Source organism: Catellatospora sp. NPDC049609 (assembly GCF_040675365.1).
GTDB lineage: Bacteria > Actinomycetota > Actinomycetes > Mycobacteriales > Micromonosporaceae > Catellatospora.
This window is the reverse complement of the sequence record NZ_JBFAOU010000075.1, coordinates 1-25,179: the sequence shown is the minus strand read 5'-3', so window position 1 is coordinate 25,179 and position 25,179 is coordinate 1. Positions and strand designations below refer to the sequence as shown.

Annotated in this window: 17 protein-coding genes and 1 tRNA gene; 8 read left to right on the top strand and 10 right to left on the bottom strand. The window is 76.2% G+C overall.

Features of this window, described 5'->3' with window-relative positions:
* Window positions 1–207 precede the first annotated feature (207 nt).
* Complete coding sequence (locus AB0J67_RS21415) at window positions 208–1,092, top strand: DUF2510 domain-containing protein (protein WP_363485161.1); 885 nt, start codon at window positions 208–210, stop codon at window positions 1,090–1,092.
* A 103-nt stretch (window positions 1,093–1,195) separates the two neighbouring features.
* Here the strand turns inward: AB0J67_RS21415 and AB0J67_RS21410 are convergent, their stop codons facing one another.
* From AB0J67_RS21410 to AB0J67_RS21370, 9 genes are all read right to left on the bottom strand, one after another.
* Entirely contained in the window at window positions 1,196–1,906 is a 711-nt protein-coding gene (locus tag AB0J67_RS21410) for a class F sortase (protein ID WP_363485160.1), read from the bottom strand.
* Window positions 1,887–2,393: a hypothetical protein gene (locus AB0J67_RS21405; protein ID WP_363485159.1), complete on the bottom strand. Its 507-nt coding sequence runs from the start codon at window positions 2,391–2,393 to the stop codon at window positions 1,887–1,889. The genes AB0J67_RS21410 and AB0J67_RS21405 overlap by 20 nt, the downstream gene beginning before the upstream one ends.
* A gap of 67 nt (window positions 2,394–2,460) precedes the next feature.
* A complete protein-coding gene (locus AB0J67_RS21400) occupies window positions 2,461–3,705 on the bottom strand; it encodes a VWA-like domain-containing protein (RefSeq protein WP_363485158.1) in 1,245 nt (414 codons plus the stop codon).
* Window positions 3,706–3,860: 155 nt separating this feature from the next.
* Complete coding sequence (locus tag AB0J67_RS21395; RefSeq protein ID WP_363485157.1) at window positions 3,861–5,048, bottom strand: AAA family ATPase; 1,188 nt, start codon at window positions 5,046–5,048, stop codon at window positions 3,861–3,863.
* On the bottom strand, window positions 5,045–6,706 hold the full coding sequence (locus tag AB0J67_RS21390; RefSeq protein WP_363485156.1) for an ankyrin repeat domain-containing protein: 1,662 nt from the start codon (window positions 6,704–6,706) through the stop codon (window positions 5,045–5,047). Before AB0J67_RS21390 ends, AB0J67_RS21395 begins: the two co-directional genes overlap by 4 nt.
* The gene (locus AB0J67_RS21385) at window positions 6,703–7,842 is read right to left on the bottom strand and encodes a gala protein (protein WP_363485155.1); all 1,140 of its coding nucleotides are present in this window, start codon (window positions 7,840–7,842) and stop codon (window positions 6,703–6,705) included. Before AB0J67_RS21385 ends, AB0J67_RS21390 begins: the two co-directional genes overlap by 4 nt.
* Window positions 7,836–9,290, bottom strand: coding sequence for an SDR family oxidoreductase (locus AB0J67_RS21380; protein WP_363485154.1), 1,455 nt, complete (start codon window positions 9,288–9,290; stop codon window positions 7,836–7,838). The genes AB0J67_RS21385 and AB0J67_RS21380 overlap by 7 nt, the downstream gene beginning before the upstream one ends.
* A 26-nt stretch (window positions 9,291–9,316) precedes the next feature.
* Window positions 9,317–9,389, bottom strand: a tRNA-Cys gene (locus tag AB0J67_RS21375).
* Between the two features lie 326 nt (window positions 9,390–9,715).
* The gene (locus tag AB0J67_RS21370; protein ID WP_363485153.1) at window positions 9,716–10,552 is read right to left on the bottom strand and encodes a patatin-like phospholipase family protein; all 837 of its coding nucleotides are present in this window, start codon (window positions 10,550–10,552) and stop codon (window positions 9,716–9,718) included.
* A 245-nt stretch (window positions 10,553–10,797) separates the two neighbouring features.
* Here AB0J67_RS21370 and AB0J67_RS21365 point away from each other — a divergent pair, with 245 nt between their 5' ends.
* The 5 genes from AB0J67_RS21365 to AB0J67_RS21345 all read left to right on the top strand — a co-directional run bounded on the left by AB0J67_RS21365 (window position 10,798) and on the right by AB0J67_RS21345 (window position 23,319).
* The gene (locus tag AB0J67_RS21365; RefSeq protein ID WP_363485152.1) at window positions 10,798–11,676 is read left to right on the top strand and encodes a DUF4132 domain-containing protein; all 879 of its coding nucleotides are present in this window, start codon (window positions 10,798–10,800) and stop codon (window positions 11,674–11,676) included.
* On the top strand, window positions 11,673–16,415 hold the full coding sequence (locus AB0J67_RS21360) for a hypothetical protein (RefSeq protein ID WP_363485151.1): 4,743 nt from the start codon (window positions 11,673–11,675) through the stop codon (window positions 16,413–16,415). Before AB0J67_RS21365 ends, AB0J67_RS21360 begins: the two co-directional genes overlap by 4 nt.
* Window positions 16,412–17,569 (top strand): AAA family ATPase, encoded by a 1,158-nt coding sequence (locus AB0J67_RS21355; protein ID WP_363485150.1) that lies wholly within the window; start codon window positions 16,412–16,414, stop codon window positions 17,567–17,569. The genes AB0J67_RS21360 and AB0J67_RS21355 overlap by 4 nt, the downstream gene beginning before the upstream one ends.
* Window positions 17,553–21,191: a DUF5682 family protein gene (locus AB0J67_RS21350; protein ID WP_363485149.1), complete on the top strand. Its 3,639-nt coding sequence runs from the start codon at window positions 17,553–17,555 to the stop codon at window positions 21,189–21,191. Before AB0J67_RS21355 ends, AB0J67_RS21350 begins: the two co-directional genes overlap by 17 nt.
* 94 nt (window positions 21,192–21,285) lie before the next feature.
* Complete coding sequence (locus AB0J67_RS21345) at window positions 21,286–23,319, top strand: hypothetical protein (RefSeq protein WP_363485148.1); 2,034 nt, start codon at window positions 21,286–21,288, stop codon at window positions 23,317–23,319.
* A 149-nt stretch (window positions 23,320–23,468) separates the two neighbouring features.
* On the opposite strand, the gene AB0J67_RS21340 is transcribed toward AB0J67_RS21345, so the two are convergent.
* Entirely contained in the window at window positions 23,469–24,311 is an 843-nt protein-coding gene (locus AB0J67_RS21340; protein WP_363485147.1) for an SDR family oxidoreductase, read from the bottom strand.
* A gap of 39 nt (window positions 24,312–24,350) precedes the next feature.
* On the opposite strand from AB0J67_RS21340, the gene AB0J67_RS21335 reads away from it, so the two are divergent.
* Both AB0J67_RS21335 and AB0J67_RS21330 read left to right on the top strand, forming a co-directional pair.
* On the top strand, window positions 24,351–24,605 hold the full coding sequence (locus AB0J67_RS21335; RefSeq protein WP_363485146.1) for a DUF6343 family protein: 255 nt from the start codon (window positions 24,351–24,353) through the stop codon (window positions 24,603–24,605).
* A gap of 73 nt (window positions 24,606–24,678) precedes the next feature.
* Window positions 24,679–25,020, top strand: coding sequence for a VOC family protein (locus AB0J67_RS21330; RefSeq protein ID WP_363485145.1), 342 nt, complete (start codon window positions 24,679–24,681; stop codon window positions 25,018–25,020).
* The last annotated feature ends 159 nt before the right edge of the window (window positions 25,021–25,179 follow it).

The window sequence follows — 25,179 nt, the reverse complement described above, 5'->3', positions numbered from 1 at the left end:
ATCCGGACGGGCGACCTGCGGCAAACGACCGGTCGCAGGGTGCGGAGGCGCGGACGAAGAACGGTTACAGGGGTCGAGAACCGGTGGTGTCGTCACTAGGCTCGCAGACGACTTCGTCCAGCTCCGCGCGGACGGGGGGAATCTCGGGGGGAGGGGCGCTGTGCTCGGTGGGACTGGCGCGACGCCGTGGCTTCCGGCAGGTGACCGATGACCACTTATCGTCGTCGTGGGCACTGGCGGCGCAGCCCGGGTGGTGGTCGGCACTGGGTCGGCGCCCACGATGTGACCCGCGCCGGCTCCACGCCATGGCGGCGGCCGAGTTCGGCGAGGTCGTACCGCGCGGTCGCGTACGTGCCGGTGCCCCGCGCGCCGCAACCTCCCCGGAGCTTCTCGGCGCGATGGTTGCGCCCGAACGCCCGCTGTCCCGTTTGCGGGGCGCTGGTCTTCTTCTACGCCAACGAGCACGGCAGCCGGGTCTTCTTCGATGAAGTAGGGCCGCCGTGGCCCAAACATCCGTGCACCGACACCGCCGCCTACCGCGCGCAGTCGGCTGCCGGCGTCCCGCGCAGTTCGCCGACGCGCTACGGCTTCTTCGAGGGACGGAGCGCGGCACAGCACGCGACGTCTCTCGACGGGAGGGCGGACGGCGGCCTCACGCTGGTCGGGCGCTCCTACGGCGCTACCGCCTGGTCGCCGTACCTGGTGCTCATGGTGGAAGCCGCGCAGACCGGGATGCGCCTGACCCTGCGGAGGCTCTACACGCTCGAAGCCGCAACCGTATGGACGACCACCTCCACCGTGGCGTTGGCAGGCGGCGACGTGGTGTTCCTCAGAGCGGGACAGATGTCCTGCTTCGACATGGGCCGCCATGAAGCCGTGACCCTGCCCGTCAGCTTCGCCGGCACCGCGAACACGACCGGCGTGCTGTCACGGCTACGCGAGCTCCTGGCGGGTCGGCCCGCGACCTCCGCTCCTGCGAACTGGTACGCCGATCCGACCGGACGCCATGTGTACCGCTATTGGAACGGCTCGAGGTGGACCGAACACGTCAGCCCCGGCAACGGGTCGCTGAACGTGGATCCGCTCCAGTAGGCGATCAGTGTCGCGACCGTTCCAGTGCGTCGATCATGAAGTTAGGGGAGCGACACGCCGTCGAACACGCCCATAAGTTCATGATCGACGCACTGGAGGCGGGTCAGGGGTTGGGGCGGGTTTTGGTGAGGGTGGCGAAGACGACCACGTTGTTGAGGTAGTTGTGGTCGGTTTTGTCGTACGGCGGGCCGCAGGTGACGAGGCGGAGGCCCATGTCGTCGCTGCTGCCGTAGACGCGGGTGGCGGGGAACTCGTCCTTGGGGAAGGACTTGACCACGTCGACCGAGAAGACGGCGACGGAGCCGTCCAGGCGGGAGACCTCGATCTTGGTGCCGGGTTTGAGGGCGCCGAGTTCGAAGAAGACGGCGGGGCCGCTGCTGCGGGTGTCGACGTGGCCGACGATGACGGCGTTGCCGCGCTCGCCGGGGCTGGGGCCGTAGCGGTACCAGCCGGTGAGCTGCGAGTGGCGCAGCTCGGGCACCTGGAGGCTGCCGTCGGGGTTGGTGCCGACGGTGACCACGACCGCGTCCAGCTTGATCGCCGGGATCTTCACCCGCACCGGCGCCGAGCGGTCCAGCGGCCGTACGCCGCGCGCGTCCGGGCGCCGGTCCATGTCGGTGAGCTGGTAGCGGGCCGAGTTCTCCACGGCGGGTTGCGGCGGCCCGGCCGGGGCGACCACGAACGCGGCGGCGATCAGGCCGCCCCCGGCGAGCGCGGTGGTGAGCAGGGCGAGCAGGCCGACGCGTCCGGAACGGCGTCCGGACGCGCGATGGCGGCCCCGGGCGGACGTGCCCTCAGGCGGAGTGGGTGCCACGGTACCTCCGCCGGAGCATCAGGAAGGCGCCCATGCCGGACGCGGCCAGCAGGCCGCCGCCGGCGCCGAGCAGCGCCCGGCTCGGCCCCTGCGAGGTCGAGCCGCCGCCGCCCGCGGGCGCGCCGGTCGGCGACACGACGAGCGTGCCGGTGCCGGTCTCGCCGTCGCTGCAGGTGACCTCGAGCTGGTACGTGCCCGGCAGCGTGGTCGCCGGGACGGTCAGCTCCGCGTTGAACGCGCCCGGCCCGCCGTCGGTGAACGGGTTGAGCGTGATCTCGGACGGCCCGCCGATGGTGGTGCCGCTGACCTGCGCCGAGGTGGCGGCCGCGCCGCAGTACGCGGCCAGCGTGAACTTGCCGCCCGGTGCGACCGCGGCGGGGTTGACGGTGACGTCGGCCGCGGCGTGCGCCGCCGCCGGCAAGGCCAGCGCCGCGATCGCAGCACCGGTGGCGGCGGTCAGCGCCGCTCGCCGAAGAGACGTACCCATGGCTTCTCCTTCCCCGTGATCCGAGGATCGTCTGGGTACTACAAAACCATTCTTTTTCGGACGGAGCTCATGTTTTGCTCGAAGTGATCGAGATCGGGATCGACTCGATCCAGGCCGGTGGGATCGGCGCCTCAGACCCCACCAGACCTGCGATGATGCGGGTACGCGCGAGTGCTGCCGCCGGCCATGGCGTGTACCCGTCGGTCAGCACGATGACGAAGTGCGGCGGCTCGGGCACGGCCAGCGCGGCGCTGATGCCGACCCGCATGTCGGTGCCGCCGCCGCCCGCCAGCACCACCTCGCCGACGGTCGAGACCCGCCGCGCGGCGTGCACGTCGGCGTCGCAGGCGAGCACCGCCACCCGGTTGCCGCGTACGCCCACCGCGCGCAGCACCCCGCCGACCTCGGCCAGCACCGCGGCCAGGTCGTCGTCGGACATCGACCCCGAGGTGTCGATCACGATGGCGACCCGCGGCAGCGGCCGCCGCAGGCTCGGCAGCACCACGCCCGGCAGCGCCGCGCCGCGCCGGGAGGGCCGCCGGTACGTGTAGTCCACCGCGCCGCCCGCCCAGGCCGCCGCCTCGCGCACCGCCCCGGCCAGCGCCTGCCGCCAGTCGATCGTCGGTTCGAGGACCTCGTCGGCCCAGCGCTTCCACCCGGCGGGCACCTTGCCGCGGCTGCGGGCGTGCGCGCGTACCGCCTGCGCGGTCTGCCGCCGGATCGCGTCGGCCTCCACCCCGCGCACCGCCGCCGGGCCCGCGCCGTCGTGCTCCCACGGGCGCTGGTGCCCGTGCGCGCCCGACCCGCACTCCACCGCCGGGCAGTCGCACACACCGCCGCCCGCCCCGCCGTCACCCGCCCCGCACCGGCCGTGGCAGCGCGGCGTCGCCGGGATCGAGGGCAGGTACTGCTCGAACAGGCCGCCGACGGGCAGCCCGAACTGGGACGGCTCCAGCCGGCCCTCGGGCAGCGGCAGCCCGTCGGCGATCAGGTCGTCGTTGATCTCGCAGTCCTGCGCGACGTTGAGCCGGTGGTGGTCGGCGCGCTCGTCGGCGGTCAGCCGGTCCGCGCGCCCGTGGTGGTCGCGCAGCAGGTGTGCCACCTCGTGGATCCATACCCCGGCCAGCTGCTCGACCGGGGTGCGCGCGACGAAGTCGGGCGACACGTAGCAGCGCCAGTGCCGGTCCACGCCCATCGTCGGCACCCGCTCGCTGGGCACGATGGTCAGGCTGTAGAGGGCCGCGGCCAGGTACGGCCGATCGCCCGCCGCCCGGAACCGCGCCGCCAGCAGCTTCGTCCGGTCCAGCGGCACGGGCGGCTTCGGCCCGCCCGGTTGATGCCCGGTAGCGGACGGCGGGCCCGGCGTGGGCCCGGCAGCCTGCGGCTCGTCCGGCGGAGGTCCGCCAGCCTGCGGCTCGCCCGGCGGGTGCCCGGCAGCGTGCGGCCGGTCCGCCGGCGGTGGGGCGGTCATCGGGCCGCCGGGAGCATCCCCGACAGGCTCAGCACCTCGACGAACGCGTCGATCGCGGGCGGCACCGGCCAGTCCGTGTCGCGCAGCGCCGCCAGGTCCAGCGCCGCCCGCGCGGCCACGTCGGGCACGCCCGCGTCCACGGCCTTGGCCAGCACCACCCAGCCCGCGTCCCACCGCTGGTGGGTGGTGCGGGCCTGCACCGCCGCCACCACCGCGGTCAGGAACGCCAGCTGCCGGTCGCCGCGCTCGGGCAGCGCGAACGCCGCCGGGTCGGCCAGCACGCGCTCCGGGTCGGGCAGGTCCAGCTCCTCCAGGTACGTGCTGAACTCCAGGCCCGCGCCGTCGCCCACCGCGCCGATCAGGGCGGTGGCCAGGGCGTCGCGGCCGGTGTCGGTGGCCAGGTGGAACGCCAGCAGCCGCAGCGCCATCTCCCAGCTGCGCGGCGACGGCCAGGCCCCGCCCCGGCTGTCGGCGTCGCCGGGCAGGTGGTGCACCAGGCCCGGCCGGGCGGTCAGGAAGCCCGCCACGGTGCCGCGCGCCTTGGCCACCGCGCTCGCCATCCGCCCCGGCTGCACCGTCGGCACCTCGATCGCGGGCCAGGTCCCGGCCAGGCCCCGGGCGACCGTACGCGGGTCGTGCGTCCAGTGCAGGTGCACGAACCGGTTGGCCAGCGGCGGGCTCAGGTGCCAGCCGTCGGCCGCGCTCGCGGGCGGGTTGGCCGCCGCCACGATCCGGATCGACGCGGGCAGCTCCAGGCTGCCCACCCGCCGCTCCAGCACCACCCGCAGCAGCGCCGCCTGCACCGCCGGGGGCGCCGACGACAGCTCGTCGAAGAACAGCAGGCCCCGGCCGGTCCGCGCCAGGCGCACCGCCCAGTCCGGCGGCGCCATCGGCACGCCGTCGCGGGCCGGATCGTCGCCGACGATGGGCAGCCCGGCGAAGTCCGACGGCTCGTGCACGCTGGCGATCACCGTCTCCAGCGGCACGCCCAGCCCGGCGGCGAGCTGCTGCAGCGACGCCGACTTGCCGATGCCGGGCTCGCCCCACAGCAGCACCGGCAGGTTCGCCGACACGGCCAGCGCCAGCGCCTCCACGCGCGGGTCGGACACCGGCTCGCTGCGCCAGGCGCGGGTGGCCGCGATCAGCTCGTCCGCCGTGCGCAGGGGGTCGTGCGGTGCCGTCATGCCGCGGTCCGTTCCTCGATGTACTTCTTGATCAGGTTCAGGTCCTGCTGGGCCTCGGCCTGGATGTCGTCGTCGTAGAAGTCCATGGCCTTGTACTCGATCAGCTCGGCGACCGAGGTCCGGTTGTCGTCCTCGGCCCGCGGGTCCGCCCCGGCCTCCAGTAGCGCCCGGACCAGCGACGGCGAGCCCACCCAGCCGACGGCGACGTGCAGCGGGGTCCGCTGCCGGTGGTCGCGGGCGTCGACCGGCAGGCCCGCGGCCAGCAGCCGGGGCAGCAGCACCTCGTGGTCGAGGCAGCGCAGCAGGTGCAGCAGCGTCGAGCCGCGCCCGTCGCGCACGAACGGATCCAGGCCCGCGTCCAGCAGCTCCAGCAGCGTCTGCGTGTCGCCGTGCAGGATCGTCTGCATCAGCTCGCGCCGCTGCGCCCGCAGCTCGCGCGGCAGGCGCGTCTTCCCGTCGCGCCAGCCCTGCTCGGCCGCGAAGCAGCCGGCCACCTTCCCGCCGAGCGCGCGCAGCGCCTGCTCGCGCTGCACCTCCTCGGGGGTGTGGTCCAGCGGCGTCAGCCGCCCGCCGGTGTTGTCGACGCGGTGCCACCGGCCGCGGCAGCGCACCCGCACCGGCCCGAAGCGCGGTCCGCGCGGGGCCGGGGTGTCCGGCGGCTCCTGGGGGAACAGCGCGGCCCGCACCAGCGGGTGCAGCTCGGCCGGGGTGAGCATGCCCGCGCGCAGCAGCTCCAGGTCGGGCGGGACGCGGTAGACCGGCTCGGTCAGCTTCGGCAGCTCGCCGCGATGGTCGTCCTGGTCGAGCATGCGGACCCGCACGGTGTCACCGTCCGGCGTGAACAGCAAGCGCAGCCGCCAGTTCGGCTCCAGCAGCACGCCGCCCGCGTCGTGCCGCCGGGCCAGTGCCCGCACCGCGGGGGCCAGCGCGACCAGGTGCAGCCGCTCCTGCGACACGTGGGCGCGGGTCACCTGGTAGTAGCCGGACCGGTAGGCGGGCAGCTCCTCGTCCAGGGTGAGCCCGGCCTCGGCCCACGCTTCGACCAGCCGGTCGGCGGCGAGATGGGCCGCGGCCCGCTCGGCGCGGGCCGGGGCGTCGTCGCCCAGCGCGGCCGCGAAGGCGTCGGCGGGCACCGGCGCGCCGTCGCGGGTGAGGAACGGCAGCCGGTGGGCGCTGCCGCCGTACGCCGCGCGCAGGCCCGGCGCCTCGTCCGCGTGCCACAGGTGGCCGGGCAGCTCTCGCGCGACCACGTCGTCGAGTTTCGCCACCGTCAGGCGCAGCCGCTGCGAGCCGTCCACCGTCTTGGGCAGCTCGACCCGCAGCACGGCGGTGTCCGGGTCCACCGGCCCGGTGCGGGTCGCGAGCGTGAAGATCAGCCCGGTGGCGAGGCTGGTGCGCCCGCCGAGCGCGCGCGGCAGGTGCCAGCGCAGCAGGTCGGGGGCCAGCCCGGCCAGCTCGCCGGCGATCCGGTCGGCCGTCTGCGCGCCGAACCGGCCGGCCACCGCGTCGAGGTCGATGTCGGTGTCCACCCGGGCCGCCGCCAGCGCGCCCCGCCAGTCGCCGGCCTCCCGCCGCGCCTGGCAGGCCGCGATCATCCCCGGCGGCACGGCGAACCGGCGTATCCGCTGCCAGGTTTTCAGCTCGAACTGCTCGGTCATCGGTACACGCTCGCGATCGCGCTGATGTCGGGGTGGGGCTGCTCGACCGGGCCGAGCGTGGCACCGGCCAGCCGGCGCAGCCGCCGCGGGACGCCGCCGTTGATGCCGAGGTAGCGCAGCGGCAGGTCGTCGCTCAGCGCCGCCAGCAGCAGCTTCGCGCCGCGCCCGGTGATGCCGGTGAAGCGCAGGTCCAGCCGCCGCAGCCGGCTGCCGGGCAGTGCCGCCGCCAGCGCCGCGGCGCCCTCGTCGGCCACGGTGTTGGGCAGCGCGCCCAGGGCCCGTTCCGACGGCGGCCGGGCCAGGTCCAGCGCCCGCCAGGCGGACAGCCGCGCGGCCAGCGCGGCGACCCCGGCCGGGGTGAGGCCGTTGCCGCCCAGGCCCAGCGTCATCGGCAGCCCCGCGACGGCCTCGGCCAGCGCCGCCGCGCCCGCGTCGCCGAGGTGGTTGGCGGCGAGGTAGAGCTCGCGCACCCCGCCCTCGCGCACGATCGCGGCCAGCGCCGGGACCGCGTCCGGGCGCAGCCCGTTGCCGCCCAGGAACAGCCGCTCCAGCGGCGTCTCGCGGGCGGCGAGGGTGCCGGCCAGCTCGGCCAGGCCGTGGCGGGTGAGGCCGGTGTTGACCAGGTCCAGGGTGCGCAGCGTGGTGTTGCCCGACAGCGCCGCGCACAGCCGGGACACGCCCGCGTCGCCGATCGGGTTGCGCTTGAGCCACAGGGCCCGGACCGTGCGGTCGCCCGCCAGGCGGTCGGCCAGCGCACCGGCGCCGTCCGCGTCGATGCGGTTGCAGCCCAGGTAGACCGTCTGCACGTGGTGCCCCGGCGCGAGCGCGTCGGCGACCGCGCGGGCGCCGTCGCTGCCCAGACCATTGGTGCCCAGCAGCAGGTGGGTGGCGTGCGGGAAGCGCACCGCGGCCTGCACCACCCGCGCCGCGGCCTGCGGGCCGAGGCCCTGCTTGCACAGGTCGAGGCGGCCGTCGGGCTGCAGCGTGCCGCGCGGGAAGTCCTCGGTGCCGGTCACCTCGCCCGGCTCGGACAGCCGCGCCAGCAGCGCGTCGAAGTCCGCGGGGTCGGCCAGGCCCACCTCGGGGTGCGCGATGGCGGGGCAGCGGACGGGATTGCTCTCCGGCTCGGTCACCATGCGGTCTCCCGGTAGTCCTTGAGGAACGCCCCGTGCACCGGGTCGCCGTGCTCGGCACGCACGATCGGGTCGTACACCCGCGCCGCCCCGTCGATCACGTCCAGCGGCGGGCGGAACCCGGCCGCCCGCTGGGCCTGCTTGTCCGGGTGGGGCCGCTCGTCGGTGACCCAGCCGGTGTCGACGCTGTTCATCAGGATGCCGTCGCCGTGGAAGTCGGCGGCCAGGGTGCGGGTCAGCATGTTCAGGCCCGCCTTGGCCATGTTGGTGTGCGGGTGCCGCTCGGTCTTGTTCTCCCGGGCGAAGCTGCCCTCCATCGCCGACACCTGCACCACGTGCCGCACCGGGTGCGGCGCGGCGGCCAGCAGCGGGCGCAGCCGGGAGGTCAGCAGGAACGGCACGAACGCGTTGACGACGTGCACCTCCAGCCACTCGCGCGGGCTGACGTCCTGGGCGCGCAGCGTCCAGGAGTTCTCGTCGCGCAGGTCCAGCGGCTGGCCGGTCTCGTCGGTGCGCCCGGCCGGGAACAGCGCCTGGGCGAGGTCGGGCAGCACCAGCGCGGTGTCGGCGGCGCCCGCGCGGGCGGGGGTGACGCCGATCGCGGCGGCCGGGCCGGCCAGCGGCAGCAGCTCGGCCGCCCGCACCTCGCGGTGGTACGCCGGGGGCCGGTGCAGGGTCTGCGCGGCGTTGTTGACCAGGATGTCCAGGTGGTCCCAGCGGCGGCCGACCGCGTCGACGAGGTCGATCACGGCGGCCAGGTCCAGGAAGTCCGCCCCGTGCACGTGCAGGCGGCCGCCCCAGCGCGCGAAGTCGGGCACCGCCGCGAACCGGCGCGCCGCGTCGCGCGGGAAGCGGGTGGTGACCAGCACCTCGGCGCCGTCGCGCAGCAGCTTCAGTGCGGTGTGGAAGCCGATCTTCACCCGGCCGCCGGTCACCACCGCGCGGCGGCCGGTCAGGTCGCACCGGGCGTCGCGGCGGGCGCGGTTGTGCTCGGCGCAGGCCGGGCACAGCTGGTGGTAGTCCGCGTCGACCTGCCGGAACGGCTCCTTGCACACGTAGCAGCGGCGCGGGCGGTGCAGCAGCGGCCGGGCGGCACCGCCCCCGGCGGGCAGCGCGGGCGCCGCCGACGGGATCTCCTCGCGGAACCTCGCGGCCGTGGCCAGCAGGAGCCGGTCCTGCTCCTCGCGGCGTACCGCGCGGTCGGCCTTGCGGCGCTTCTTGCCCCCGCGGTGGGCCAGCGCGACCGCGCGCTCCACCGCGACGGCGGCCGGGCCGTCGAGGTCGCCCGCGGTCACGGCGGCGAGCACCCGCAGGCACGCCTCCACATCGGAGGCCGTCACCGCGGCACCGGCCGCGCCGTCGACGGAGCCGGCGTTCCGGGCGGGGACCGGCCCGGGGGAGGGCGCCGCGGGCACGCGTGCCGTGGGCACGTCCGTGCTGCTCGGCGGCATGCGCCCTCCCCGGGTCGGCTCAGGGGCGAGACCGGTCGGATTCGAACCGACGTCCTCCAGCTTGCAGTCAAGGCGCGACGACCTCTGCGCTACAGCCTCGCCGCGCGGCACACTACCCGACCCGGCCGACAGGATCGCGCGCAGATCGCCCGCCGCGGCGGCTTACCTCCACAATGGACGCATGCCGGGAGGATCGGCTGGTGGGACACGCAAAACGCCCGTCTTGGCAACCACGGGGGAAGTCGCCAAGACGGGCGTCACGATCGAGCATAGCGCTAGCGCGAAGCTTTGGCCACTCCGGGTCGAGCATGTTTCGCGAGAGCGCAGTCACACCGGATCTCCGCTGGTAGAGCGGATTTCCGGTCGACGGGCGTCACTTGCTCAAGGCCGGCTAGGCACCGGCTGGAAGCATCCTGACCGGACCGTCAGGACCACACCTCGCCCACCTGCTCGATGGCCCGCATCGCCTGGGCGCGCCCCGCCCGCGCCGAACCGGCCCGCCGGGACGGGTCCAGCAGGTTGCGGCCGATCGCCGCGCGCGCGTCGCGGTCCGGGCTGACGATGGTCACCTGCGTCCCCTTCGCCCGCAGCTGCTCGGCGTGCCGGGAGGCGCTGGTGATGAGCCCGCCGCCGGCGGTCACCGGGGCGATGATGACCACCCGCTCGTGCCCCTCGGCCAGGTCGGCGTTGGTCGCCGAGCGCATCCCGCCGTCGATGTAGCGGTGGCCGTTGACCGCCGCGGGCGGCCACACCCCGGGCACCGCGCAGCTGGCCGCGACCGCGTCGATGAGCTCGACCCCGCTCTCGCGGGTGAACACGGTGAACTCCCCGGTGTGCGCGTCCGACGCGGTGATCAGCAGCGGCTGCTCCGGCCACTCCACCACGGGCAGCCGCGAGGCGATGACCGCCTTGCGCTCCTCCGGCGTCATCGACGCCGTGGCCAGCGCCAGCGCGCCGAGGCGGGCCCGGTACTGCTCGGGTGCGCGGCTGCGCAGCATCGCCCAGCCGTACGCCAGCAGCGTGCGCGTGCCGATGCGCGCGGCGACCTCGTCCGCCGGGTCCTCCAGCTGCGTCTGGTAGCGCTCCTCGAGGTTCGGATCGGTGCCCAGCAGCGACGCCACCACGGACCCGGCGGAGGTGCCGATCAGCAGGTCGGCCTCGCTCAGGTCCACGCCGGCCTCGGCCAGCCCGGCCAGGACGCCCAGCTCCCACGCGATTCCGGTGACCCCACCGCCACCCAGCACGAGTGCTCTGCCCTTCACCGCAGCCCTCCTGTCGTCCACGTCGACGCCTGCCGCGGCGCCGTCGCACGACGCCGCCGGAACTTCGACGGTACTCCGGGTACGGCCGTACTGAGCTGCTTATACCCGGCGACGTGGCGGTGCACACCCCGACTCCCGCACCACTGCCCGCGATGCGGCGCCGCCGACGCTGTGACGAGCCGTTTTCCGAACTGTCGGCGCGGTGGTTTAGCGTCCGGTGTCCTCGACAGGAAGGGGCCGTCCACATGGGATGGTTGGTGGCGTCCGGCGGCTACGAGGTAACCCTGCGCGACAGCGCACTGGTCGCCCGCAACGCCAAGGGCAAGGAGCTGCGCACGGTGCCCGCCGCGCTGCGCGACGACCCCGTCGTCGTCGGGCTGCGGCAGCTCACCGAGTGGCTCGGCCGGCACGAGGCGCAGTGCCGCGCCGACATCGAGCGCTGGCTGGTGCGCTCGCTGCCGGTGCCGGTCGCCGTGCTGGCCGACGTGTGGCCCGACGAGACCTGGCGCACCGCGCTGACCGACCTGGTCGTGGGCGTGCTCGACGACGCCGGCGGGTTCGACCCGGACGCGGTCGGCTTCCTGCGGGACGCGACCGCGGGCCAGATCGGCGTGGTCAACCTCGACGGCGACACGGTGCGGCTGCCCGCCGAGCGGGTGGTCATCCCGCACCCGGTCACCCTCACCGAGCTCGACGACCTGCGCGAGTTCGCCGCCGACCTGGGCGTGAAGCAGTCGGTGGACCAGCTCTTCCGGCAGATCTTCGTGCGCCCGGCGGGCCTGGACCCGGCCGCGCTCCGCATCGGGGAGTTCTCCGGCGGCCGCTACGCCGAGCTGCGCCACGCCACCTCCCGCGCGACCAAGCTGGGCTACCCGGTGCGCGGGGGCAACGCCGTCTGCCGCGTGTTCGAGGGCGGCGTCACGGTCGAGGCGCGCTTCTGGATCGGCTCCGACGATCCGTACTACCAGACCGAGACCGGGGACCTGGTCTTCACCGACCGCAAGGGCACCGCGTTGCCGCTCGGCCAGGTCGGCCCGGTGGCGTGGTCCGAGGGCAACCGCATGGCCGCCGCGCTGTACGCCGGCCGCGTCGTGGACAAGGACGAGAGCGAGGAGCAGGCATGAGCCACCTGGCACTGCTGGAGGCCGGGGCGGTGCTGCCGGTCGGCACGCCGGTGGCCAAGGACGACACCGTCGACGCGCTGACCACCCGCGCGTACGCGCACCCGGTGCTGGAAGGGCGCACCGTGGTCCGCCTCGTGCCCGCCGCCGTCGGCGCCGCCGAGGACCTGAGCATGGAGTTCCTCGGCTTCGACAAGCCCGCGCCGGTCAACGAGGTCGGCCTGGTGCGCCAGCAGGCGCTGGGCTTCCCGGCCTGGGCGCTGGTGCACGACCCGGCCAACGGCCACCACGCGCTGGCCCTGGTCAAGGAGATCGAGAAGCTGGCCCGCACCGCCAAGTCGCGCATCGGCCCGGCCAAGGAGGGCTTCGACGCGCTCGGCGAGCGGCTGGCCCGCGCCGTGCCGCACTTCCTGCCGACCTTCTACGAGGAGGCGGGCCGGGCGTTCCTGGCCGCCGACAGCACCACCTACGCCGCGACCATGTTCGGCAAGGCCCGCGACGCCGAGCGGGCGTACGCGCTGCGCATCGACGAGGAGCGCCAGCACGCGGTGTTCCTCGAGTTCGCGCTGGCCGGCGCGATCACCGCGAAGGCGCTCACCCAGCACGCCCGCGAGCTGGCCGCGCGCAGCACCCCCACCGAGGCGTACGAGCGCTTCCTGCGGCTGTGCGTGGAGCGGACGCTGGGCGGGCTGCCGCCGTACGCCGCCATGCACACCGACCTGCGCCGCCTGGCCAAGGCCGCCAAGCTCGACCAGGCCGAGGCCGACCGGGACGTGCTCGCCCAGCTGCTGCCCGCGCCCGCGCTGATCCGCGCCGCCGAGTCGTTCTGGACGGCGTACAGCACACCCCTGGCGCAGCTCGCCGCCGCCGACCCGGCGCTGCGCGGCCGCCTGCTCGGCATGTTCCCGGCCAACTGCACCGACGACGGGTGGCTCGGCGTGCTGGAGCAGGCCGGGGCGACCCGCGCGCTCACCGAGCCCGCCGCGCAGGTGCCGGCCGAGGCCGCCGCGACCGACGGCCCCGCCGGCTGGCTTGCCCGCTTCGACGAGCACCGGCAGCGCCGCTACTGGCGCGACCGCCACCGCAGCGCCCGCCTGCTGGACCTGGTCGAGCGGATGGCGCCCCGGCTCAAGGCCGACGGCGTGCCGGTGGCGCTGGCCCGCCGCCACGGCAGCACCGACCTCGACCTGCTCGACGCGTGCCTGGCGCTGGGCGTGCCGGTGGCCGATCCGGCCGGCGAGGACCGCTTCAACGTCGCCGGCTGGCTGCGCGACGACAAGGAGGGCCGCCGCGAGCTCGTCGCGGTGGCCGGGGACGCCCGGTTCGTCGGGCGGCTCGCCGCGGGCGTGGAGAGCCACCTGGAGGAGGGCTTCCGGCAGGTCGAGCGGGTGCGGGAGGTGACCGCCGTGCCGGGCCTGCGCACCGCGCTGCACCACTGGCTCGACCAGCTCGCCGCCTCCGCCGCCGGCCACGGCCTGCCCACCCTGGGCGGCCACTTCGACCGGATCGCCCAGGCCGCCTGCCCTGAGGGCGCGGCGGTGAACGAGCCCGCCATGGCCCGGCTGCTCGCCCACGACGTCGCCGGGGTGCTGGCGCACACGCTGCGGGCCGGTGTGCTGGACGAGTTCGGCTGGCCGGCGCTGGAGGAGGCGGTCGTGAAGCTGGCCGGCGCGGGCGGCGGCGAGCTCATGGTCGTCGACCAGTGGCCGTACCTGATCCTCGTCCAGGGCGACCTGGCGCTCGTGGTCGGCGAGCAGGGCGTGGAGCTGGAGCACATCCTGCGCATCCCCGCCGACCAGCGCCGCTGGATGTACCGGACGGTGCTGCGCTACGTCGACAAGCAGCTGCTGGTGTGCTGGGACGTCGGCCGCGAGCGCGCCGGCTACTGGACCGGCGCGCCCGACGACGTGTTCACCGTCCCGGACGAGGCGTTCCAGATGTACCACCAGTTCTCGCTGCCGATCACCGGCGGCGGGCGCACCGCGGGCGCCCGGCCCCTGCACGCGGGCGACCGCGGCGAGCGCCGCGGCGGCCGGGTCCTCACCGACGGCGTCACCTACTGGGTGCTGCTCACCGAGGACGGCAAGGTGGTCTGCCGGGAGTTCGACCCGGCCACCGGCGAGCGCGGCCGGCCGAGCCTGCCGTCGTTCTTCGAGGACGGCGCCGCCGACGGCCGGCACCTGGCGCACCACTCCTGCCGGCTGTCCGTGCGCGACAACGGCGAGCTGCTCGGCTGGCGGGTGCACCGCGACGGCACCGGCGCGCAGTACGGGCAGGCGCTGGACGGCACCGCGTACACCATGCCCGCGACGGCGGCCCGGCGCGGCGAGCTGTCCGCGGCGATCCGGTTCCCCGGCGCGGAGCGGACCTGCGGCGTCACCGAGTCGCGCAACTGGCGCAACACCGGCATGTCCCTCTACGACGCCGACGGGCTGCTGATCGGCGAGTACTCCCCGCCGAGCACGGGCGAGTACGCGCGCGGCACCCAGGTGGTGCCCACCCCCGCGTACTGGCACCTGCTGCGCCCCCGTGACGAGGCCGGTTCGGCGGCGCTGCGCGCGCTGACCGATGAGCAGGCCGCGGCGCTGCTGGCCGAGGCCGCCCGGATCATCGACGCCGCCACCGGCGACGAGGCCGCCGCGCAGATCACGGCCGGGCTGGTCGAGCTGGTCGCCCGGCAGCTGCCCGCGATCACGGACCGGTCGCTGCGGGACGGCGTCGCCGGCGTCGTCGAGCGCGCCGCCGCGCACGCGGCCCGCCTCGCCACGCTGGTCGACCGCTGCGCCGGGAAGGTCGCCGAGGCCGCGTCGCACGTGGAGACGCCGTCGTACGACGCCGACGACCGCCGCCTCACGGCCGCCCTGTCCGGCCTGATGCCGTACTGCTACAGCCGCGGCGACAGCGCGACCCGGATGCTGACCGCGGTGGGGCAGGCGCTCACCGGCGCCGAGCGGCCCACCGGCCGGGTGGAGCTGGCGGGCGACCACGACTGGTTCGACGTGCTGGGCCTGCTGCCCGCCGTGATGTACCGGGCGGCGAGCCCGGTCACCGGCCCCGAGCACCGCGACACCCTCGCCGAGCTGCTGGCGGTCGTCGTCCGCAGCGGCCTGCTCGCCCCGGGCGGGCGCCTGCGGCAGGTGGAGCTGAAGTCCGACCGGCCGATCGACTCCGACGAGCTGCCCGGCACCGTGCGCCAGGTGGGCGACCGCCGCCTGCTGATCCTCACCGCGGACAGCGACGACCGCGAGCTGGGCGGGCTGGAGTACGCCCCCGACGGCGTGTTCGGGGCGGTGCCCGGCTGCGCGATCACCGCCGAGACGCCGGTCGACTTCGGCGGGGTCACCCCGGAGACGGTCACCGCGTTCACCGCGCTGCTGGCCGAGCGCGGGCCGCTCGCCTGGCAGCCGGAGCTGGTCGCTCGGCTGTCCACCGAGGCGGGGATGAGCCTCGCCGAGGCGGCGCTGCTGCTGGCGGGCCTGCCCCAGGCCAACTGGAGCAGGGCCGAGTCCGAGCCGGTGCGCGCGCTGATCGGGGTGCCCGACGGCGACATCGCCGCCGCGGCGGCGAGCCGGACCCGCGCCGGTGGCCGGGCCGGAGCCGCCGCGCAGCTGGCCCGGCTGATGCCCGCCGACCCGGCGGCGCTGTGGACCGGCGGCCCGGACGCGTCCCGGCTCGCCGAGGCGTGGGCGGCCCGGCACGGGCGGCGTACGCCGGTGCGCGACGAGCTGATCGTCGCCATCGCCAAGGCCGATGTGGACGGCTCGATGAACGCCTCCGAGCTGATCCACGGCATCGCCAACCCGGACACCTGCACCTGGCTGGCGGGCACCGCGCCCGGCATCGACGACGAGGACGTCCTGGTCGCGCTCGCCAAGTGCGTGCCGTGGCTGGCGTACCATCTGCCCGCCGACGACCCGATCCGCGCCGTGCTGCCCCGGGTGGCCGAGCTGGTCCGGGCGAAGCTGGCCGATCCCGCGCTGCGGCTGCCCATCGGCTGGGTGCTGGAGAAGAAGGCCGAGGCGCTGCTGAACGCCACCGGCCAGACCCCGGTGACCGAGCCGGACGGCGGCCTCGCCGCGGGCGCGCTGCTGCTGCCGCCGGACACCGGCTACCGCGCGGTGCAGCTGCGGCCCGCCCTGCTGCACGGCGCCGGCGACCCGGTGCTCAGCGTGGTGCAGTCGCGCCTGGACAGCCACGACGAGGGCACGCTGGCCGCACTGCGGGCGGTGCTCGACGGGCAGCTCGCCCGGCTGGCCGGCTACCCCGTGCCGGCCGGCGTCGACGGGTACGCCCAGGACCCGACCCGCTCCGCGCCGGAGCTGGTGGCGCAGGTCGCCGCCGCGCACGGGCTGACCGCCGACGCGGCCGCGCTCTACCTGCAGCTGCTGGCGCTGCCCGACCCGACCGACCGTAACGTGGCGTCGTGGACGGGCTGGAAGCCCGCGCGGCTCAAGGCCGCCCGTGCCGCGCTGGCCGCCACCGACCTGGTGGTCGAGGCCAAGCGGCCGCGGGCCGGGCGGGGGCTGTTCCTGCCCGGCGGCTGGCTCGCGCTGAAGGCGCCGCACCTGCCGCTGGAGCGGTGGAAGCTGCCGCTGCTGATCGGCGGCGAGCAGGGCGTGTCCGGCCTCGGCATCGTGCTGCCGGTCGCCCCCGCCCCGCAGCTGTTCACCCTGGCCTGGGAGAGGATCTCCCAGGGCGACGCACCCCGCTTCGATGAGCTCGTCACCGGAAGGCAGCGATGACCACGACGACCCCCGCCCGGCAGGTCGACCCCGCCGAGCACGCGCACGCCACCGAGCTGGCCTTCCTGGCCGCGTACGACGGCGGGCCGCGCCCGCCCGGCTGGCGGCTCACCCCGCGCGCCGTGGTCACCTTCATCACCGGCAGCGACGGCCGCGAGCTGGAACTGGCCAAGGAGGACCGGCGCGAGGGCCTGCCGTCCAAGCTCACCGTCCCGGCGAAGTTCGTCGGCGAGCGGGCGCTGGTCGAGCGCTGCGTGGTGACCCTGGCCGGCGAGCGCGGCCTGCTGCTGGTCGGCGAGCCCGGCACGGCCAAGTCGATGCTGTCCGAGCTGCTGTCGGCGGCGGTCTGCGGCACCAGCGAGCTGGTCGTGCAGGGCACCGCCGGCACCACCGAGGACCAGCTGCGCTACGGCTGGAACTACGCGCTGCTGCTGGCGCACGGCCCGAGCAGCCAGGCGCTGGTGCCCTCGCCGATCCTGTCGGCGATGCGCACCGGCGCGGTCGCCCGCGTCGAGGAGATCACCCGGTGCCTGCCCGAGGTGCAGGACGCGCTGGTGTCGCTGCTGTCCGACCGCCGCGTCGCGGTGCCGGAGCTGGCCGGCACCGACGGCGCGACCGTGCACGCCGCACCCGGCTTCACCCTGATCGCCACCGCCAACCTGCGCGACCGGGGCGTGTCGGAGATGTCCGCGGCGCTCAAGCGCCGCTTCAACTTCGAGACCGTCGGCCCGATCCCGGACCTGGCCCAGGAGACCGCGCTGGTGGGCCGGCAGGCCCGCGCCGCCCTCGAACGGGTGCAGACCCCGTTCGGGGTGGACGACGCGGTGCTGGAGGCGCTGGTCACGGCGTTCCGCGACCTGCGCGAGGGCCGCTCGGTGGAGGGCTGGGACGTGGAGCGCCCGTCGACGGTGATGAGCACCGCCGAGGCGGTCGCCGTCGCCACCTCGCTGGGCCTGGCGCAGGCGTACTTCCCCGGCGACCGCGACGTGCTGTCGCTGCTGCCCGGCCACCTGCTGGGCGTGGTGCGCAAGGACGACCCGGCCGACGGCGCCAAGCTGCTCGGCTACTGGGACGGCGCGGTGCGCCGCCGGGCCGAGGACGGCGCGCGGCTGTGGCGGCGGCTCTGGGAGCTGCGCGATGTCCTCGCCGACTGAGCCCGGCCCGGCCGCCGGAACGGCGCAGCAGGCCGACGGGGCTGAGCTCGGCCCGGCCGGGGCGGCGCAGCAGGCCGCCCCGGCCGAGCCGGGTCCGACCGCGGGGGCGGCGCTGGACGCCGACCCGGCGGTCGCCGTGGCCGAGTTGGCCGGGCAGCGCGCGCCGTTCCTGATCGGCGTGCGGCACCACTCACCCGCGCTGTCGGTGGTGCTGCCCGCGCTGCTCGACGCGTACGCGCCGCAGGCGCTGCTGCTGGAGCTGCCGCCCGAGCTGGGCGAGTGGCTGCCGTGGCTGGCCGATGCCGAGACCACCGCGCCGGTCGCGCTCGCGGGCGCCGTCGGCGACCACGGGCCCGCGTTCTACCCGTTCGCGGACTTCTCGCCGGAGCTGGTCGCGGTGCGCTGGGCGGCCCGCAACGGCGTGCCGGTGGTGCCGTGCGACCTGCCGCTGGCCGACCGCGCCTGGCACGAGCCGGAGACCCCGGCCGCCGCCGGGCCGGCCGGGCAGCGGCTGTCGCTGGCCGGGGCGCTCAAGGGCGCCGCCACCGGCCGCGCCGACGAGGACATGTGGGACCGCATGGTCGAGGCCCGCGCGCCCGGCGCCGACCCGGAGGCGGTGCGCCGCGCCGCGCTGCTGGTCGGCTGGGCGATGCGCCGCGACGCGGAGACCGGCGACGGGGTGTCCGGGCTGGACCTGCGCCGCGAGGCGTACATGCGCGGCTGCCTGGCCGAGCACGCCGGGCAGCGTGTCGCGATGCTGGTGGGCGCGTTCCACGCCCCCGCCCTGCGCGCGGCCGGTCCGGCCGACGCCGTGCCCAAGGCGCCGCCGAAGGTGGTCACCTCGCTGGTGCCGTACACCTTCGGCCTGCTCGACGCGCGGTCCGGCTACCCGGCGGGCATCCGCGACCCGCAGTGGCAGCAGTCCGTGCTGACCGCCGCGGGCGACCCCGCGCAGGTCGAGGCGGCGGCGCTGGGCGCGGTCGTCGCGGTGTGCGCGCGGGTGCGCGCCGCCGGGCACCCGGCCGGGCCCGCCGAGGCCCGCGAGGCCGTCCGGCTCGCCACCGACCTGGCCCGGCTGCGCGGGCTGCCCGCACCCGGCCGCGGCGAGCTGGTCGAGGCCCTGCAGAGCGTGCTCGCCCACGGCGAGGTGCTCGGCCGCGGCCGCGTCGTGGCCGCCGCGATGGAGCAGGTGCTGGTCGGCGACGCCCGGGGGCGGCTCGCGCCCGGCACGCCGCGCTCCGGGCTCGGCCCGGCCGTGCGCGAGCTGCTCGCCGCGCTGCGCCTGCCCGGTCCGGGTGACGCCGTCAAGGACCTGCGCCTGGACCCGCTGCGCTCCGACCTGGACCGCCGCCGCGAGATCGCCCTGCAGCGGCTGACCGCCTGCGCCATCGCGTACGCCGAGCCGGTCGCCGGGGACGGGGGAGCGGGCGGCGTCGACGCGATCACCACGCGCTGGCGGTTGTGCTGGACCCCGCACACCGAGGCCGGCGTCGAGGTGGCCGGCCTGCGCGGGGTGACCCTGGAGCAGGCGGCCGAGGGCGCGCTGCGCGAGCGCCGCCGCCGCGAGACGGCCGCGGGCGGTCCCACCGCCGCGCAGGTCGTCGAAGGGCTGCACGAGGCCGCGAGCTGCGGCCTGGCCGGGCTGACCGCCCAGCGGCTGGACGAGGTCGCCACGGTGGTGCCCGCCCAGGGCTCGCTCACCGAGGCCATGGCCGCGCTGGCCGTGCTCGACCGGCTGCGGCTCGGGCACGTGCCCGGCCTGCCCGACCCCGACCCGGCCGCCGTGGCGCGCGCCGCCACGGCCGTCGAGGACGCGGCCGTACGCCAGGTCGACGGCCTGGCCGGCGCCGAGGACCCGGAGGACGCCCGCGCGCTGGCCGCGCTGGCGCAGCGCGCCGACCTGGCCGGTGCCGCGCTGCGGCTGACCGACTCGCTGGCCCGCCTGGCCGCGCGCGGCACCCCGCTGATGGCCGCCGCCGCCGGTGCGGTGCGCGTGCTGCTCGGCCACACCTCGCCGGAGGAGCTGGGCGTGCGCGTCGCGTCCTGGGTGGACACCGCCACCACCGACCAGGCCCGCCGCGACCTCCAGGGGCACGTAGGCGGCCTGCTCGCGGTCGCCGAACCGCTGCTGCAGAGCGCCGACGGCGTCCTGACCAGCCTGCTCGACCGCGTCGAGGCACTACCCGACGAGGGCTTCCTGACCCGCCTGCCCGCCCTGCGCGGCGGCTTCCACGTCGCCAGCCCCGCCGCCCGCGACCGCCTGCTCGCCGTCATCGACGAGCGCCTGGGCGGCCACTCCCTCGACGACCTGGGCGACATCTCCGACCCCGACGCCCTCCTCGCCCGCCTGCTCGCCGACCGCGCCGGCCGTACCGCCCTGACCGAGCTCGGCCTCCTCCCGGCCGATCTTGCGGGAACTGTGGGTACGACACACGCCAATGGGGCAGATGGGCAACACTTCGCGCAAGATCGCCGCGATCTTGACGTCCCCCCGGCGGCGTCGGGGCGGCCGGTGCCGTCGGGGGAGCTGGCGGCGGCGGACCGGTGGCGGCTGATTCTGGGCCGTGACCAGCAGGGGCTCGGGCAGCGGGCGCGGCGGTACGCGACCGCGCTGGACGAGCTCTACGGGCGGGGTCGCGGTGAGGGTGCGCGTGGCGATGCCGGGCGGGCCGGGCGAGAGCCGTCCTTCCCGGGCGTGCGCGAGTGGTCGCAGGAGCTGTCGGCGCTGTTCGGGCCCGGCGTACGCGAGGAGGTGCTGGCCGCGGCCGTGGAGTCGGGACGGCTCGACGCCGCGCTGGAGCTGGACCCGGACGCCGTACGGCCCTCGATGGACCTGCTGCGCGACGTGCTGTCGCTGGCCGGTGGCCTGCCCGAGGCGGTCGTCACCCGGCTGCGCCCGCTGGTGGCCCGGATCATCGCCGAGCTGACCAGGGAGCTGGCCACCACGCTGCGCCCGGCGCTGAACGGGCTCACCACGCCCCGCCCCACCTCCCGCCCCGGCGGCCGGCTCGACCTGGCCCGCACGCTGCGGGCCAACCTCGCCACCAGCCGCCGCGACGCCGACGGCCGGGTGACCGTCATCCCGGAGCGGCCGGTCTTCCGCACCCGCGCCCGCCGCGGCGTGGACTGGCGGCTGGTGCTGGTGGTCGACGTCTCCGGGTCCATGGAGGAGTCGGTCATCTGGTCGGCGCTGACTGCCTCGGTGCTGGCCGGCGTCCCGGCGCTGACCACGCACTTCGTCGCGTTCTCCACCGAGGTGGTGGACCTGACCGACCGGGTCGGCGACCCGCTGAGCCTGCTGCTCGAGGTCAAGGTCGGCGGCGGTACGCACATCGCGGCCGGGCTGCGCCACGCCCGCTCGCTGGTCACCGTGCCGACCCGCACGCTGGTGGTGCTGGTCAGCGACTTCGAGGAGGGGTACTCCATGGGCGGCCTGCTGGCCGAGGTCAGGGCGCTGGTCGAGTCGGGCGCCACGGTGCTCGGCTGCGCCAGCCTGGACGACGCGGGACGCCCGCGCTACTCCGTCTCCGCGGCGGGCCAGCTCGTCGCGGCCGGCATGCCGATCGCCGCGCTGAGCCCGCTGGAACTGGCCCGCTGGGTCGGCGAGCAGGTGCGCAGATGAGCGTCGTTCAGCCGGCCGGGGCCCGGCGGACCGGCCCCGCGAGCCGCGCGCGGCGGCAGAGCGCGGCGGCCGACGCACGCACGGGGGAGAAACGATGACCGCGCTGCCTGCGGTGACCGCGCCCGCACTGGCCGAGACCCTGGACGCGCTGCCCGGCCGGCTGCGCAAGAAGGTCGACGAGGCGGTGACGCGCGCCGCGGCCTGGCCGGTCACGGCCGGGGACGGGCAGGTGACCGTCGCCGTCGACGAGGCGACCGTGGTCACCCTGGTGGTCACCGACGGGGTGGTGCGCACCGGGGCCGACGCCCGGTGCAGCTGCCTGCTCGCCCCGAACTGCCTGCACCGGGTCGCGGTGCTGGCGCTCGCGCCGGTCCACGACGGCCTCGACGAACCGGTGCCCGGCTCCGGCCCGGACGGTCCGATCGCGGCTGACGGCTCGATCCCGGCCGGCGGTCCGATCCCGGCCGGGGGTCCGATCCCCGCCGACGGTCCGATGCCGGCGGTCGGCGCCGACCCGGCGGCGGGGGCGCTGACCGCGCAAGCCGCCGCCGGCGGTGGCGTCACGTCCCATCGGCCCGGCGGTGCCGCGCGCGGCACCGTCACGCCCGGGCCGGCCACCGCGCCGCAGGGCGGTCACGTGCCGCCCGTCGCCGCGGCGGGGACGGCGCAGACGGCGGCCGAGGGAACGATCCCCACCGGAGCGCCCCTGACCGACCGGCAGCGCGCCGCCGCCGACGGGCTGTGGCGGGCCGGTGCCGCCGTGCTGGCGACCGGGACCGCGGGCAGTGGGCTGGTGCTGCGTACCGCGCTGCTGCGGGCGGTGCACGAGGCGCGGGCCCACGGCCTGCACCGCGCCGCCGCCGCGGGCACCCGGGTCGCGTCCGGGCTGCAGGCGCTGCGCGAGGCGCAGCCGCAGTTCCGGCTCGCCGAGCTCACCGACGACCTGCGCGAGCTGCTGACCCTGTCGCACCGGCTGCGCGACCCCGCGCTGCCCGGCGAGGCGGCGGGCGGGCTGCTCGGCACGGCCCGCCGCGGCTACGACCCGCAGGCCGGCCTGCGCCTGTACGGCCTGTGCACGGTCCCGGTGGTGGCCGAGTCCGGGTACGCCGGGACGGCCACCTACGTGGTGGACCGCGACGGCCGGCTGTGGCTGGTCGCCGACATCGCGCCGGGCGGCGCCGACCGGGCCGCACGCACCGGCGACGCCGTCGTGGCGCTGGGCGAGGCGGGCCTGTCCCACCGCGCCCTCACCCGCGCCGGGATGATCGTCTCCGGCGGCACGGCCACCGAGTCGGGCCAGCTCGGCGCGGGCAAGGCGGTGCGGGCGGTACGCGCGAGCGGGGCGGCCTGGACCGAGCAGCCCCTGCGCGGGCTGTGGGACGAGCCGCTCGCGGCGCAGGTGGACCGCGCGCTGGCCGCGCTCGCGGTGCCGGTCGGGCAGCGTCCCGCAGGCGCCGACCTGCTGTTCCTCGCGGTGCAGGTGATCGGGGCGGGTGCCGGCGACACGGTGCTCGCGCGCACCGCCGACGGCGCCGACCTGCTGCTGACGGTCGCCGACGACCATCCGGAGCTGGCGTACCGGGACAACCTGCGGGCGCTCGGCGCGGCGGCCGGGCTGGAGCTGCTGCTGGTGGGGCGGCCCGATCCGGCCCGCCGGGCAGCCGTGGCCGCGCTGTCGATCGGCCTCGCACCGGGCACCGGCGAGGGCCTGCGGCTGCCCGACGCCTGGTCCGGCCATGCCGACCTCGGGTACGACCGGCTGCACCGCAGCCAGCTGCGCCCCGGCGGCGCGGCCGGGCCGACCGGGGCCCGTGCCCCGGCGACCGGCGACCCGGCGATGCAGCTGCTGCGCCGGCACCTGGAACGGGTGGTCACCGGCGGCCGGGCGGTGCACGCGCTCGCCGAGAACCAGGAGCGCAGGCTGCGCCGGGCCCGGCTGGACCTCGGCGCGCACCTGCTGGCCGAGCTGACGCTGGCCGCCCGCCGCCGCCCCCGGGACCCGTTCGGGCGGCTCACCGGCGACGACGCGGAGGGCTTCACCCGGGCCTGGCTCGCCGCGGCGGTGTACGAGCAGCACGCCGGCGCGGCCCTCACCCGCGCCACCTGGCTACCCACCCCGGCGGCGTGACCGAGGCCGGCTGCGCGGGATGAAGATCGCCGTTTCCGGTCAGGAACTGCGTCCCCACCACACATTCCGACCAGACACGGCGATCTTCACCCCGCTCACCGACCGAACCCGCCGGAGACGGCAGGGCGCCGGCCCGCCACCCGGGCAGGTCAGCCGAGGCGGAGGAGGTCGTCGAGAGTGAGCGGGGCGACGCCGGTCAGGCGCTCCACGGTGTCGGTGACCTGCGCCAGCTCGCCCCGGGCGATGGCGAGGTACGTGCTGACCCACGCCTCGACCTGCCAGTCCGGCGCGCCGTACGCGGCACGTGACGCGTACGCCTCGGCGAGGGACTCGTCGTGGTAGGTGACCGGACGGCCGGTGACCAGGGTGATGATCTCGGCGACCTGGGCGAGCGTCAGCGCCTGCGAGCCGGTCAGGTGGTACGTCTGCCCGTCGTGGCGGCCCGCCTCGCGCAGCGCGAGCGCGGCCACGTCGGCGACGTCGTCGATGGCGACCGCGGCGACGCGGCCCTGCCCGGCCGGGCCGCGCAGCACCCCGTCGCGGCCCACGAACTGCGGCAGCATCTCCAGGTACAGGTTGTCCCGCAGAAAGGTCCAGGCCAGGGGCGTGTCCCGGATGTGCTGCTCGGTGGCCCAGTGGTCGCGGGCGAGGGTGAACACGGCGTCCGGGGCCGCGCCGTAGAACGACGTGTACACCACCCGGCGCACGCCCGCGGCCAGCGCGGCGTCGACGAAGGTCCGGTGCTCGTCGACCCGCTCGGTGGTCTCCGCGCCGGAGACCATGAACACGGTCTCGATGCCGTCCAGCGCGGCGTAGACCGCGGCGGCGTCGGCGTACGCGGCGCGTACCGTCTCCGTGCCGGGCAGCACCGGTGCGCGGGACGGGTCGCGGACGACCAGGCGCTGGGGCAGCCCGGCCGCGGCGAGGCGCTGCGCCACCCGCGAGCCGAGCCGGCCGGTGGCGCCGGTGACGGCGATCTTGATGTCGGACACGGCCCTCACCTCCCGGTTTAGTATGGAGGAGAGGTGACGATGACACGCGTGAAGCCTGACGGCTCGCACGACCATCCGTACAGCGCGCTGAACCTGCGGCTGGCGCTGGCGGGCTTCGGTCTGGTGTTCGCCGCGGTGCTGGCGGTGATCTCGTTCGCCTTCGGACTGGACTGGCTGGGCTGGGCGAGTGTCGTGCTGATCGTGATCACGATCATCGACCTGGTCGTGATCATCCGGCGCCGCCGGCAACGCCGCCGCGAGGACCACGGCGCGCCGCACTCCATCTTCGAATGAGCACCGTGCGATCCCGACAGAAGCGGTCTTCCGGGCAGGTCGAGCGGCATATCATCAGGAAATGATCAAAGGTATGCATGCTCTGATCTACAGCACGAACGCCGACGCGGACCGTGCCTTCTTCCGCGACGTGCTCGGCTTCCCGCACGTGGACACCGGCCAGGGCTGGCTGATCTTCAAGGCGCCACCCGCGGAGATCGCCTTCCACCCGGCCGAGGCGCACACCCGCTGCGAGCTGTACCTCACCGTGGACGACGTGGAGTCGACCGTGTCCCAGTGGAGCGAGCGCGGCCTGGAGATCATCGTGGCGCCGGCCAAGCGGGACTGGGGCACCGAGGCCGTGGTACGCCTGCCCGGCGGCGCGACCCTGGGCGTCTACCAGCCCACCCACACCACCGCCTACGACACGGTCTGACCCGGCGAACGCGGCTGCCCCGCCCCGCCCCGTTTCTGATCGACGTTGGCCTATCTGGATGAAGTCGATCTCGATTTCTTCATCCAGCGGCGGGCCCTCGCTGGGCGTGGCGGACATCATCGAGCGCACCCGGTACGCGCTGTCCGGGCGATTCGCGAC

Excerpts from the sequence above, each read along its gene's own strand:
- AB0J67_RS21415 (WP_363485161.1), top strand. The coding sequence starts at position 208 with ATGACCACTTATCGTCGTCGTGGGCACTGGCGGCGCAGCCCGGGTGGT.
- AB0J67_RS21405 (WP_363485159.1), bottom strand. The coding sequence starts at position 2,393 with ATGGGTACGTCTCTTCGGCGAGCGGCGCTGACCGCCGCCACCGGTGCT.
- AB0J67_RS21395 (WP_363485157.1), bottom strand. The coding sequence starts at position 5,048 with ATGACGGCACCGCACGACCCCCTGCGCACGGCGGACGAGCTGATCGCG.
- AB0J67_RS21390 (WP_363485156.1), bottom strand. The coding sequence starts at position 6,706 with ATGACCGAGCAGTTCGAGCTGAAAACCTGGCAGCGGATACGCCGGTTC.
- AB0J67_RS21385 (WP_363485155.1), bottom strand. The coding sequence starts at position 7,842 with ATGGTGACCGAGCCGGAGAGCAATCCCGTCCGCTGCCCCGCCATCGCG.
- AB0J67_RS21380 (WP_363485154.1), bottom strand. The coding sequence starts at position 9,290 with ATGCCGCCGAGCAGCACGGACGTGCCCACGGCACGCGTGCCCGCGGCG.
- AB0J67_RS21365 (WP_363485152.1), top strand. The coding sequence starts at position 10,798 with ATGGGATGGTTGGTGGCGTCCGGCGGCTACGAGGTAACCCTGCGCGAC.
- AB0J67_RS21360 (WP_363485151.1), top strand. The coding sequence starts at position 11,673 with ATGAGCCACCTGGCACTGCTGGAGGCCGGGGCGGTGCTGCCGGTCGGC.
- AB0J67_RS21355 (WP_363485150.1), top strand. The coding sequence starts at position 16,412 with ATGACCACGACGACCCCCGCCCGGCAGGTCGACCCCGCCGAGCACGCG.
- AB0J67_RS21350 (WP_363485149.1), top strand. The coding sequence starts at position 17,553 with ATGTCCTCGCCGACTGAGCCCGGCCCGGCCGCCGGAACGGCGCAGCAG.
- AB0J67_RS21345 (WP_363485148.1), top strand. The coding sequence starts at position 21,286 with ATGACCGCGCTGCCTGCGGTGACCGCGCCCGCACTGGCCGAGACCCTG.
- AB0J67_RS21335 (WP_363485146.1), top strand. The coding sequence starts at position 24,351 with ATGACACGCGTGAAGCCTGACGGCTCGCACGACCATCCGTACAGCGCG.
- AB0J67_RS21330 (WP_363485145.1), top strand. The coding sequence starts at position 24,679 with ATGCATGCTCTGATCTACAGCACGAACGCCGACGCGGACCGTGCCTTC.